Source organism: Rhizobium sp. R339 (assembly GCF_002211395.1).
GTDB lineage: Bacteria > Pseudomonadota > Alphaproteobacteria > Rhizobiales > Rhizobiaceae > Rhizobium.
In genome coordinates this window covers 326,395-338,477 of record NZ_LOKV01000012.1, presented here as the reverse complement: position 1 = coordinate 338,477, position 12,083 = coordinate 326,395, and the positions used below count along the sequence as shown (strand labels likewise).

The window sequence follows — 12,083 nt, the reverse complement described above, 5'->3', positions numbered from 1 at the left end:
ACTTCGATCGGCAGCGGAAACTCAGGCCTGATAAGCGGCCGGATGATCCGCGGATACGCCGAGCAGCTTCATGATCGAAACCTTCACCTGCTGCGCTGCCTTGGACAGGCCATCCTCCCGTTCGACCAGTTGGATGCAGCTCTCGGGAAGCTCGGGAAGACCGGCCTCCTTCTGCAGGACGGAGAAGCCATAGGGCACGATTCCCTCGGCCATGACCGTTATCGCAGTACCGGAGCTGACCGCACTCTTGATTGCCTCGCCGCTTCCCGTGGTCAGCACCTCGCGATAGGCGTGGCCTTCCCGTTTCAGCGCCGCTTCCGCGGCTGCGCGAAATGCGCAGCCTTCGGAATAGAACGCCATCGGCCACGGCTTTCTTCTGTCGACGACGTAATCCCTCGAGGAAACCCAGACCAGCTTCGGACGGCTCAGCAGCGTCGAGCGCTCCTTCTGATTTGGCAATGTGACGATCGCCAGGTCCAGTTTCCGCGACTCCAGCAATTTCTGAAGCCTGACGCTCATCGCGCATGTCACGTTCAGTTCGATACCAGGGAACGAACTGTCGATAACCCGCATGAGACGCGACAGGAACGGCTCACCGTAATCCTCGGCGATGCCAAGGCTAACGCTTCCCGCCACTTTCCCGCTCCTCATCTTGTCAAAGAGAGCATCATGGTGATCGAGGATGATCTGCGCATGCGGCAGGAGTTCCTTGCCAGCAATGCTCAGTTCAACGAGATGATAGCTCCGGTTAAAGAGCTTCCGCCCGAGAATCTCCTCCAGGCTCTTGATGCGCAGCGACACGGTGGCCTGCGAGCACGCAAGCCGCTCGGCGGCGCGGGAAAAGTTCCGCTCGGTCGCCACCGATACGAACGACCGCAGCAGTCTCATATCGAGATCGATCATTATTAAGATACCCAATCATACCTATAGGTACTTCTCATTTTACCAATAGCAAAGCTGCGGTCTAGTCTTTTCCGAGGACATGCATCCGGGAGGATTAAGATGAAAGTCGGCTTTATCGGGCTGGGAACCATGGGCAGCAACGCCGCGAAGAACATCATTCGCGCGGGGTTCGAGACTTGCGTCTTCGATCTCAGGCGCGAAGCGGCCGCCGACCACGTTGCGATGGGCGCCACCTGGGTCGGCAGCCCGGGCGAGATGATCAGCCTCGTCGACTGCGTCGTCTCGATGGTCTTCGGCCCGCCGCATCTGGATGCCGTTCTCAACGGACCGGAAGGGCTGCTCCGCGGCGATTGCCGGGGGAGGATCTGGATCGACATGACGACGTCGTCGCCGCGCTTCATGCGCGAACTGGTAAAGCCCTTCGTCGATGCCGGCGGCCGGCCCGTCGATGCGCCCGTCACGGGGTCGGTCGACGCAGCGATCCGCGGCGACATGCCGATGTTCGTCGGCGGCGCGGATGCGGACGTCGAGGCCGCCCGTCCTGTGATCGAAGCCATGGGCGAGTTGAGAAAAGTCGGGCAGTACGGCAACGGCTACGTCGCCAAGCTGGTGAACAACCAGCTGTGGAAGGTTCACGCCGCGGCGATCGGCGAGGCGATGGTTTGCGCCAAGCAGGCGGGCCTCGAACCGGATGTCTGGTGGAACGTGATGAAGGGCGGTGCGGCCGACAGCTTCGTGATGCAGCACGATGTCCCGTCGATCTTTGCCGGCCATTACGATCCTTCATTCCCGCTCAAACTCTGCCTCAAGGACCTTGGGCTGATCAAGGAACTGATTGACGACACCGGCACGCGATCCGACCTCCTCGACGCCTGCCATGCGCGTTTCCGCGAAGCGGCCGAACGCTACGGACCTGATGCCGGCGAGATGACGGTGTGCAAGGTCGTCGAGGACGACGCCGGTATCGAGCTTCGCGTCAACGGCGATTGGGTGGCGCCGTGGCTGGTCACGCACCAGGCCGCCGAATAGCCGCCGCTTGGCGCGGCCGATCCATGGTCATGGCAGCAGACAAGAAGGCAGCCATCGCTGTCCGACCATGCAGGAAATTGTCGGGTGGCGACATCCGATGGCTGCTCCTCCCCACCGGGAACCATAAAAACCAACGGAGTAAGGAACATGAAAACTATCGCTCTTGGTGCGGCCATCGCACTTCCGCTCGTCGCATTTGCTCCCGCCGCCATGGCGGATTGCGGTGAGGTATCCATCGCCAGCATGAACTGGCAGAGCGCGGAAGTGCTTTCGAACGTCGACAAGATCATTCTCAACGACGGTTATGGCTGCAGCGCCGATATCATCGTGGTCGACGCGGCATCCGGCATCACCTCTCAGGTGGAGAAGGGCAAGCCCGACATCATCCCGGAGGCCTGGGTCGATCTGTTCCCCGAGCTGGTCAAGGCGCCGCTGGCAGAGGGCCGCGTCGTCGCTCTCGTACCCTCGCTGACCGACGGTGGCCAGGCCGGGTGGTTCATTCCGCGCTACATGCTCGACAAGAACCCGAACATCAACAAAATTGCCGAGATACTTGCTCATCCCGAAGCCTTCCCGTCGCAGGAGGATCATTCCAAGGGGGCGATCTTCAATGGCCCGACCGGTTGGGGCGGCACGATCGCCACGAACCAGCTTTCCAAAGCCTTCGACGTCAAGGGCAAGGGTTTCGAGGTCATCGACACCGGCTCTGCGGCTGCCCTCGACAGCTCCATGGCCAAGGCCTATGAGCGCAAGGAGCCCTGGCTCGGCTTCTATTGGGAGCCGACCTCACTTCTCGGCATGTACGATATGGTGCCGGTGGACTTCGGCGTGCAGCATGATGCGGCCGAATGGAAGCGCTGCACCTCCGTCGATACATGTGCGGACCCCAAGCCGAACACCTTCCCGAAGGACAATGTCCTGACGCTCGCTTCGAAGTCCTTCATCGAGCGCACCGATCCGGCCGCCGTCGATTACCTGAAGGCGCGCAGCTGGAACAACAAGACCGTGAACGCGCTGATGGCGTGGATGACGGAGAACCAGGCGACCGGCGAAGATGGCGCCCGCCATTTCCTCTCCGAGCACCCGGAAATCTGGACGAAGTGGGTTTCGCCAGAGGCCGCGGAAAAGATCAAAGCCTCCCTCTGATGAGAGCCCGGGAAGGGGCGGCTTTGCCGCCCCTCAATACCAACCTTTGCTGCCAGGAGATCTTCTGTGCCGACATTTCGCGCTGAAGGATACGACTACATCATTGTCGGTGCAGGGACGGCCGGCTGCACGCTTGCCAGCCGGCTCAGCGAGGACGAGAGCGCCTCGGTTCTCCTCCTGGAGGCCGGCCCTTCGGACCGCAGCTGGATCTTGCGAATGCCCGCCGGCCTTCGTTCGGCTTTCAAGCCGACCAGCACCTATAATTACTGGTTCAAGACGACCCCGCAGCGCTATCTCGACAATCGCGAGATCGACCAGCCGCGCGGCCGCGTCCTTGGCGGCTCGTCATCGATCAATGGCATGACGTTCCTGCGCGGCAATCCCCGCGACTTTGACGACTGGCGTGACAGGGACGGCTGCGAAGGCTGGTCGTTCGCCGATTGCCTTCCCTACTTCAAACGGTTCGAGCGTCTGGAAGGCGCACAAGGCCCTTTCCGCTCTTCCGAGGGCAAGGTGAAAGTCAAGCGTCAGGAGCATCTCGGCGCCTTGAACCAGGCCTTTCTCGATGCGAGCAAGCAGGCCGGCCACGAAGAAGTCGCGGACTTCAACGGCTATCGCCAGGAGGGCGTCGGCCGCTTCGAGATGAGCGTTGGGCAGGGCATTCGCTCAAGTTCCTCCACCTCCTACCTTCATGCGCAGCCGGCCCGGCGAAACCTGCATATCCACACCGGCTGCCAGGTTCTGAAAGTCCTGTTCAAGGGCAATCGGGCGATTGGCGTCCGGGTCCGCCGTGGATCGGAGACCGTCGATGTCTTCGCCGCCCAAGAGATCATCATGAGTTCCGGAGCTTTCGGCAGCCCTCAGATCCTGATGCTGTCGGGAGTCGGACCGGCGGACGATCTGAAGAGACTCGGGATCAAGCCCCTGATCGACGTTCCGATGCTGGGACAGAATCTTCAGGATCATTTCGAAACCCACATCCAGGTCGAATGCGATCTCAAGTACAGCCTTAACCAGTATCTCCGGTTCGACAAAATGGTCCTGGCCGGCATCCAGTGGTTCGCGTTCAAGGGTGGCGTTGCGGCCGTCAACCAGTGTCACGTCGGCGCTTTCATGCGCAGCGACTGCAGCGTGACGCATCCGAACCTGCAGATCCATTTTTTCCCTGTCTTCTTCGGACCGAACTGGATCCCCGACCCCCGCGTCGGCGGCTATCGCCTCGGCGTCGGTCCGATGCGGCCGGAAAGCCGCGGTTCGCTGCGCCTTCGATCACCGGACCCGGCACAGCCGCCTCTGATCGATCCGAACTATCTGGCGACCGAACGGGACAGGAAGGAAACCCTCCAGGGCCTGAAGCTCGGCAGGGAGATCCTGGCCCAGCCGGCATTCGCATCCTACAGAAGGCGCGAGGACGCTCCGGGCGAACAATGCAGGAGCGATGCGGAACTGGAGGCGTTTATCCGGCAGGATGTAACGAGCTCGTTCCATCCTTGCGGAACCGCCCGGATGGGCCGGACAGGCGATTCCCGCTCGGTCGTCGATCTCGAACTTCGTCTCATCGGAGCGGAGGGTCTGCGTATCGTCGACGCCTCGATCATTCCTTCGATCCCAAGCGCAAACATCAATGCCACGACCTTCATGATCGCGGAAAAGGCATCAGACCTCATTCGGGGCCGAACGCCGCTGCCGGCAAATGAGGTCGCCTACTACACAGCCCCAACGGAAGGACATCGTGACCATGCAGTCGGATCGTAGTTTTCAAACGGATCGGGTCCAGCGAGATCGCGCGACGCCAGACATTAAGAAGAAGGTCGAATCCTGGACGGTATGGGAGGCGGATGCGAGGGAGCCCTTCGAGATCCACTATGACCGCGCGGTGTCGTTCTGTGTCATGGAGGGACGGGCGGAAATTGCCTTCACAGACGGCACGAGGCTCGCCGTCCAGAAAGACGATTTCGTGACGATCAAGCCTGACATCAAAGGTGTCTGGACCGTGCTGGAGCCGATCACCAACCTCTACATGTACCATGACACCGGATCGCCGGCGTAATTCACGCGTCCTCTCGTTGAAACCTCTCCCGCTCATTTCGTTCCCAAGAGCGGCACTTGCCTGCCCGCAAGGGCAGGCTCTTTTATCCACTCTTCCAAGAGTCGCGCCGGCCTCTGAACATCGAAAAGGAGTGACAAATTGGAGCTCAAAGCCCAGCCGACAGCCTCGCACTTCATCGACGGCGAATATGTCGAGGATACCGACGGCACCGTCATCGAGAGCCTCTATCCCGCCACCGGCGAGGTGATCGCCCGGCTGCATGCGGCAACGCCTGCCATCATCGAGAAGGCGATCGCGGCGGCCAAACGCGCCCAGCCAGAATGGGCGGCGATGAGCCCGATGGCGCGCGGCCGCATCTTGAAACGCGCGGCCGAGATCATGCGCGAGCGAAACCGCGAGCTCTCCGAACTGGAAACGCTCGACACCGGCAAGCCGATCCAGGAGACGATCGTCGCCGATCCGACCTCCGGCGCCGACGCCTTCGAATTCTTCGGCGGTGTCGCGCCGGCCGGCCTCAACGGCGCCCATATCCCGCTCGGCCAGGATTTCGCCTATACCAAGCGCGTGCCGCTCGGCGTCTGCGTCGGCATCGGTGCCTGGAACTATCCGCAGCAGATCGCCTGCTGGAAGGGCGCGCCGGCGCTGATCGCAGGCAATGCCATGGTGTTCAAGCCCTCGGAAAACACGCCGCTCGGCGCCTTGAAGATCGCCGAGATCCTGCATGAGGCGGGGCTGCCGAAGGGGCTCTTCAACGTCATCCAGGGCGACCGCGACACCGGGCCGCTGCTCGTCAACCATCCCGACGTCGCCAAGGTGTCGCTGACCGGCTCGGTGCCGACCGGGCGCCGCGTCGCGGCGGCCGCCGCCGGCAGCCTCAAGCATGTGACGATGGAACTCGGCGGCAAGTCGCCGCTCATCGTTTTCGACGATGCCGATCTCGATTCGGCGGTCGGCGGCGCCATGCTCGGCAATTTCTATTCGACCGGCCAAGTCTGCTCGAACGGCACCCGCGTCTTCGTGCAGAAGGGGATCAAGGCCGAATTCCTGAAGCGGCTGAAGGCGCGCACCGAGGCGATGCTGATCGGCGACCCGATGGACGAGGCGACGCAGATCGGCCCGATGGTCTCCTGGGCGCAGCGCGAGAAGGTGATTGCCTATATCGAGAAGGGCAAGGCCGAAGGGGCGACGCTGATTGCCGGCGGCGGCATTCCGAACAACGTCTCCGGCGAAGGCTACTACGTGCAGCCGACGGTCTTTGCCGACGTCACCGACGACATGACCATCGCCCGGGAAGAGATCTTCGGGCCTGTGATGTCGGTGCTCGATTTCGACGATGAGGACGAGGTCATCACCCGCGCCAATGCCAGCGAATTCGGCCTCTCCGGCGGCGTCTTCACCGCCGACCTCACCCGCGCTCACCGCGTCGTCGACCGGCTGGAGGCCGGCACGCTGTGGATCAACAGCTACAACCTCGCTCCGGTGGAAATCCCCTTCGGCGGCTCGAAACAATCCGGCTTCGGCCGCGAGAATTCGCTGGCGGCGCTGGAGTACTATTCCGAGCTGAAGACGGTCTACGTCGGCATGGGACCGGTACAGGCGCCGTATTGACAGGCAGGCCCGGGCCGGAAACCGCTGCTCCTAGACAGCGACATCGCGGCCGGTCTTTACCGCACCGGCCGGTCGGGGAAGCTGCAGGTCCAGTTCGGAACGCTTTGAACTGATCTCCGGAGACGTGAAACCGCCTCCGGAAAATATCGCATCGAGCCGTCGGGCTTTGATGATGACGCCGCCCCGCCGGACCTTGCCCGGCGGGGAGGATGACCGCCAGTTCCGGCGGTCAGGACGCCATGGCGTAGTAACGCGGCTCCGATCCCCGGCGGCTGCCCGTCTTGAAGCGGCGCAGCAGTTCGGCGAGGCTTTCGGTTTCCTGCGTCAGGCTCTGGGCGGCGGCGGTGGTCTCTTCCACCATCGCGGCGTTCTGCTGCGTGACCTTGTCCATCTGATCGCCGGCGGCGGAGACTTCGCGCAGACTTGTCGCCTGCTCGCGGGCGGCGACCGCGATTTCGGCGACGGTCGCATTCATCGCGGTGACCTGCTCGACGATCTGTTCGAGCGAGACACCGGATTCGCCGACCAGCTCGACCCCTGTCTTGACCTGCATCGAGGAAGTGGAGATCAGCTCCTTGATTTCCCTTGCCGCGTTGGCCGAACGCTGAGCGAGCTCGCGCACTTCCTGGGCAACGACGGCGAAGCCCTTGCCGGCTTCACCGGCACGCGCGGCTTCGACGCCAGCATTCAGAGCCAAGAGGTTGGTCTGGAAGGCGATCTCATCGATGACGCTGATGATGTTGCCGATCTTCGACGAGGAATTCTGGATCTCCGTCATTGCGGCGATGGCGCGGGAGACGATTTCGCCGCCCTTTTCCGCATTGGTGCGGGCCGTCGCCACCACGGCCTGGGCGCGGCTCGCGCCCTCCGCCGTTCCATTGACGCCGCGGGTGACGTCGCCGAGTGCGGCGACGGTTTCCTCCAGCGAAGCCGCCTGCTGCTCGGTGCGGCGGGCGAGATCATTGGAGGCGGTGGAGATTTCCGCAAGGCCGGAGCGGATGGTCGTGACCGCGCGGATGACGGAGTCGACCGCTTCTTCGAGGCTCGCGACGGAGCTGTTGAAGTGATCGCGGATCCTGACATAGCGGTGGTCGACTTCGCCGACGCGCACGGAGAGATCACCCTTCGAAAGCGCATCGAGACCCAGCGAAATCTGGCGGAAGGCGTGCTCCATCACCTGCGCGTCGGAAAGCCGCTCGGCCTCCTGGCGCAGCCGCTCTTCCTCGGCGGCGAGGCGCGCGCGCTCGGCGTTGGCTTCGGCGATCAGCTTGGCGCGTCCGGTTTCCTGGAAGACCTTCAGCGAACGCGCCATGGCGCCGAGTTCATGACGGTGGTCGACGCCGGTGATTACGATCGACTCCTCGCCGCGGGCAAGCCGCTCCATGGACTGCGCCATGCCGCGAACTGCGGAGGAAATCAGCCGGCCGACGAAATAAGAGAGCACAAGGCCGATGACGATCAGCAGGCCGCTGATGACGAGCGTCGTGCTGGTCGCGGAAGCGACCGTTGCTTCCACCGAACCGTCGAGCGTCTTCTGCGCGCCGGTCACTGTCGCCTGCAGATCCCTGAACTCGCCGGCGATCTTCGGCGCGAGCACGTTGAGCTCAGTCTGCCGGATATTGCCCGAGGCCTGCAGCACATCCTTCATGTCACCGAGACGGGCGGTGTAGTTCTGCATCAGCTGGCCGGCGCCCATCAGGCGCTTCTTCTGCAATTCGTTCTTCGCAGCCTTGGCGGCGGCATCGTTGAGCGCCACCGCTTCGGCGAGTGCCGCCTGCGCCGTATCATAGGCGGCGAAATCGTCGGAATGCACGAAGCGTTCGGAGAAATAAAGGCTGCGGTTCAGGGCCTCCAGCGTCTCCGCTGTCATGTGCAGCAGGGCGACGTCGCTCTGGCGCCAGGCGCTGCGCATGACGTCGTTGAGCGCGATGCTGGTCCAGGGGCCGAATTCGGTGACCTTGGAGATCAGCAGGTCGCGGCGGGCCTGGAGCGAGACGATCTGTTCGAAAGCCTTGCCATAGGCGGCGATATCCTGGCGGATCGTCGCCAGGCCCGATTGAAGGTCCTTGTTGCCGGCAAAACGCGGATCGTCCGCTTCGAAAGCTTTGACGCCGGCGCGGAAGCTGTCGACCACCGCCTGCGTCGGCGTGGTGCGGAAGGCTTCGGCCGACATCTGGATCTCGTGCAGCTGGTCGCTGTAGTCCGAGATGGCGAGGCTCTGGCCGGCCGTGGCGCGGTAGGAAGCGAAGATCGAAGCGAGCCCGTTCATGCCCGAGATCGCGCTGACGGTCAGCAGGCTCATCAGCAGGATCAGCGGCACGAAGCCTGCGGTGATCTGCGCGCGAATGCCGAATTTATTCCAGAAATGCAACATCATAGGCCTCTTATGCTCACTGGCTCTTCGGCAGGTATTGGGCAATGTTTTCAGGGGTCACGAGCTCGAAGGGAACGTTGTTTTCCCGCGGCACCTTCTCCTTCTTGACAAGCTTGACGGCAGCCTCGACGGCGGCGGCACCTTGCCCGACGGCGCTCTGCAGAATGGTCACGTCGAGATCGCCGGCGACCATCGCAGCCAGCGCATCGTCGGTTGCGTCGACGCCGGCGACGACGACGTCCTTCATCGGCATGCCGGCCTTCTTCATGGCGCGGATCGCGCCGAGCGCCATCTCGTCATTGTTGGCGATGACGGCGTCGAACTTGACGCCGGCCGAAAGCCATTCCTGCATCTGCTCATCGGCATAATCGCGCGACCAATAGGCCGCCTGTCGCTCGACGATCTCAAGCCCCTTGCACTCGGGCGTGGCGATGACGTCTGAAATATCCTGGGTGCGGGCGCGGGCGGCCGCGTGGAAGGGTTCGCCCATCAACACGACGACACGGCCCTTGCCCTTGAGCAGAGCGCAGACCTGCTTGGTCTCCAGCGTGCCGGATTCCTTTTCGTTGGAGGCGACCACCACCTGGTTTTCGGGAAGATCGAGCAGGTTGGAGGGAACGTTGTTGATGTACACAAGCGGAATGCCGGCATCCGCCGCCATCTTGGTCATCTGCGGCCCGAGATCGCCATCGGAAACGGCCAGGATAATCGCATCGACCTTGTCGGCAATCAGCTTCTGGACCTGCTTCTTCTGCAGCTCGTTGTCGCCCTTGGCGTTTTCGGTGACGAGCTTGAGGCCGGAGATCGTCTGGCCGTGGTTGACGACGCCGTTCAGCAGCGCGGTCCTGAATTTATCGAGATCGGACATCGAGACGCCGATCGTCTGCGCATTCGCGACAGTGACCGACATCGCCAAGGCGATGGATGCAAGCGTGGCCGTTTTCATGAATTCCCCTGCGCAATTCGGATGGAACTGCGTTATTTCAAATCATGGTTAAATTTTACTTTGCGCGCCGAAGAGAGAAGTAACGCGGGGAATCGGAATCTTGCGGCGGCACGCCGCTGGCTTGAAACAGGTGGAGCCGGATTTGAAGTGACGGCAGCAGGTCTTTGTTTTTAAATATCAGCGTCCGCCAAAGCCGGAGCCGACGGTGATGCCCTTGTAGATCACCCGCTGCAGCACGATCGCGAGAATGACGCCCGGCACCATGGATATTGTCGCGCCGGCCATGATGTAGTTCCAGGAGGTGCCCTGCTGGGTCTGGAACAGAGTGAGCCCCAGCGGCAGCGTGGCTTTGTCGAGGCCGCTGGTGGCGATCAGCGGCCAGAGGAAACTCTTCCACTGGGCGATGAACGTGAAGAGCGACAAGAGGCCGATGGCCGGCATGGCGAGCGGCACGATGACGGTGACCAGGATGCGCAGGCGCGACGCCCCGTCCATCATCGCCGCCTCGTCGAGATCCTTGGGAATGCCGAGGATGAACTGCCGCAGCAGGAAGGTGCCGAAAGACGAGAAGGCGACCGGCAGGATCATGCCGTGATAGGTGTTGATCCAGCCGAGCTTGCTGACGACGAGGAAGAGCGGGATGACCAGCATCACCTGCGGGATCATCAGCGTGCTCAGATAGGTGAGCAGCAGCCCTTCCCTTCCGGGAAACCGCAGGCGGGCAAAAGCATAGGCCGAGAGGCAGGAGACCACGAGTACGATCGCGGTCACGCCGCAGGCGACGATGAAGGAATTCATCAGGAAGGTACCGAAGGGCAGCGAAACCAGCGCCTCGACGAAATTGCCCCACTGATATTCCTCAGGCAGGATACGCACCGGCACGGCCAGCACTTCGGTATTGGAGCGCACCGCGTTCGACACCATCCAGAAGAAGGGAAAGAGGAAGAGCAGCGCAATCAGCGAAAGGCCCGCATAGCTGATGAAGGTGCCGATCCGCCGCAGGATGCGGTGCCGGTTTTGGGACACGGAATGCGGATGCCGGGAGGTCGCGTCAATCGTCATAATGCACCCATTTGCGCTGCATGTGGAACTGCAGGATGGTGAGGCCCATGATCATGACGAACATCACCCAGGCGAGCGCCGAGGCATAGCCCATCTGGAAATTGGTGAAGCCCTTCTGGTAGATGGCGAAGCCGAGGGTGGCCGTCGCCGAGCCCGGGCCGCCGCGCGTCATGGCGAAGATCTCGTCGAAGACCTGCAGCGAGGTGATGGCCGTCATGACGGTGGCGAAGAAGACCGTCGGCGAGATGAGCGGCAGGCGGATGCGCCAGAAGCGCCGCCAGGGCCCTGCCCCGTCGATCATCGCCGCTTCGAGATAGTGCTTCGGCACCAGGTCGAGCGCGGCGTTGAACATCACGACGTTGTAGCCGACATTGGCCCAGAGCGTGACGAGCACCACCGCCTGCATCGCCCAGCTGGAGCTCAGCAGGAAATTCGGCAGGCCGAGGCCGAGCGACCGAATGATGCTATCGGCGAGCCCGTCCGGCGTGAAGATCAGCAGCCACACGACGGAAGCTGCGATCGTCGGGGTGAAGGTGGGCAGGAAGAAGATCACCCGGAAGATCGCCTTGCCGCGCTTGAGGCTCGATATCCACACCGCCAGCACCAGCGAGACAATGATGTTCACCGCCAGATATTCGACGGCGAAAAACAGCGTGTTTCTCAATATGGTGTAGAAGGCGGGATCGACGGTGAAGAGCTTGATGTAATTCTGGAAGCCGACGAAAGACGGCGTCGAAATCAGCTGCCAGTTGGTGAAGGAGAGCGCCAGCGACGCCAGGATCGGCAGGGCCATGAAGATCATGAAGCCGAGGAAGCTCGGCAACAGGAACAGCATGGCCGTCTGTGTCTCGGGCTTCAGGAAGCGCCGTGGCTGACCGGACTGCAGGCTGATTTCGGCAACGGCGCTTTCCGACATATCTTCCTCCATGCGCGGCAATTCCTGCCGCGGCGGGCGCCTGCGCATC

11 protein-coding genes are annotated in these 12,083 nt (G+C 62.4%); 6 read left to right on the top strand and 5 right to left on the bottom strand.

The features are described from left to right. Nucleotides 1–21 precede the first annotated feature (21 nt). Nucleotides 22–636 (bottom strand): LysR substrate-binding domain-containing protein, encoded by a 615-nt coding sequence (locus ATY76_RS15800; protein ID WP_245309912.1) that lies wholly within the window; start codon nt 634–636, stop codon nt 22–24. Between the two features lie 33 nt (nt 637–669). Here ATY76_RS15800 and ATY76_RS34220 point away from each other — a divergent pair, with 33 nt between their 5' ends. The 6 genes from ATY76_RS34220 to betB all read left to right on the top strand — a co-directional run bounded on the left by ATY76_RS34220 (nt 670) and on the right by betB (nt 6,736). Beyond that, a complete protein-coding gene (locus ATY76_RS34220) occupies nt 670–909 on the top strand; it encodes a hypothetical protein (RefSeq protein ID WP_245309910.1) in 240 nt (79 codons plus the stop codon). A 93-nt stretch (nt 910–1,002) separates the two neighbouring features. Next, nucleotides 1,003–1,932: an NAD(P)-dependent oxidoreductase gene (locus ATY76_RS15795; RefSeq protein WP_088675673.1), complete on the top strand. Its 930-nt coding sequence runs from the start codon at nt 1,003–1,005 to the stop codon at nt 1,930–1,932. Nucleotides 1,933–2,079: 147 nt separating this feature from the next. Beyond that, complete coding sequence (locus tag ATY76_RS15790; RefSeq protein ID WP_088675672.1) at nt 2,080–3,078, top strand: glycine betaine ABC transporter substrate-binding protein; 999 nt, start codon at nt 2,080–2,082, stop codon at nt 3,076–3,078. A 66-nt stretch (nt 3,079–3,144) separates the two neighbouring features. After that, the gene (locus ATY76_RS15785; protein WP_088675671.1) at nt 3,145–4,833 is read left to right on the top strand and encodes a choline dehydrogenase; all 1,689 of its coding nucleotides are present in this window, start codon (nt 3,145–3,147) and stop codon (nt 4,831–4,833) included. Next, nucleotides 4,817–5,128 (top strand): cupin domain-containing protein, encoded by a 312-nt coding sequence (locus ATY76_RS15780; protein WP_210199519.1) that lies wholly within the window; start codon nt 4,817–4,819, stop codon nt 5,126–5,128. Before ATY76_RS15785 ends, ATY76_RS15780 begins: the two co-directional genes overlap by 17 nt. A 138-nt stretch (nt 5,129–5,266) precedes the next feature. Beyond that, nucleotides 5,267–6,736, top strand: coding sequence for a betaine-aldehyde dehydrogenase (gene betB, locus ATY76_RS15775; protein WP_088675669.1), 1,470 nt, complete (start codon nt 5,267–5,269; stop codon nt 6,734–6,736). A 229-nt stretch (nt 6,737–6,965) separates the two neighbouring features. Here the strand turns inward: betB and ATY76_RS15770 are convergent, their stop codons facing one another. From ATY76_RS15770 to ATY76_RS15755, 4 genes are all read right to left on the bottom strand, one after another. Then, nucleotides 6,966–9,110: a methyl-accepting chemotaxis protein gene (locus ATY76_RS15770; RefSeq protein WP_088676069.1), complete on the bottom strand. Its 2,145-nt coding sequence runs from the start codon at nt 9,108–9,110 to the stop codon at nt 6,966–6,968. Nucleotides 9,111–9,126: 16 nt separating this feature from the next. Beyond that, on the bottom strand, nt 9,127–10,056 hold the full coding sequence (locus tag ATY76_RS15765; RefSeq protein ID WP_088675668.1) for a substrate-binding domain-containing protein: 930 nt from the start codon (nt 10,054–10,056) through the stop codon (nt 9,127–9,129). 177 nt (nt 10,057–10,233) lie between these two features. Further along, nucleotides 10,234–11,118 carry a carbohydrate ABC transporter permease gene (locus ATY76_RS15760; protein ID WP_088675667.1) on the bottom strand — a complete coding sequence of 295 codons (885 nt, stop codon included), beginning with the start codon at nt 11,116–11,118 and terminating at the stop codon, nt 10,234–10,236. Further along, complete coding sequence (locus ATY76_RS15755) at nt 11,108–12,082, bottom strand: sugar ABC transporter permease (RefSeq protein WP_190233665.1); 975 nt, start codon at nt 12,080–12,082, stop codon at nt 11,108–11,110. Before ATY76_RS15755 ends, ATY76_RS15760 begins: the two co-directional genes overlap by 11 nt. Between the last annotated feature and the right edge of the window lies 1 nt (nt 12,083).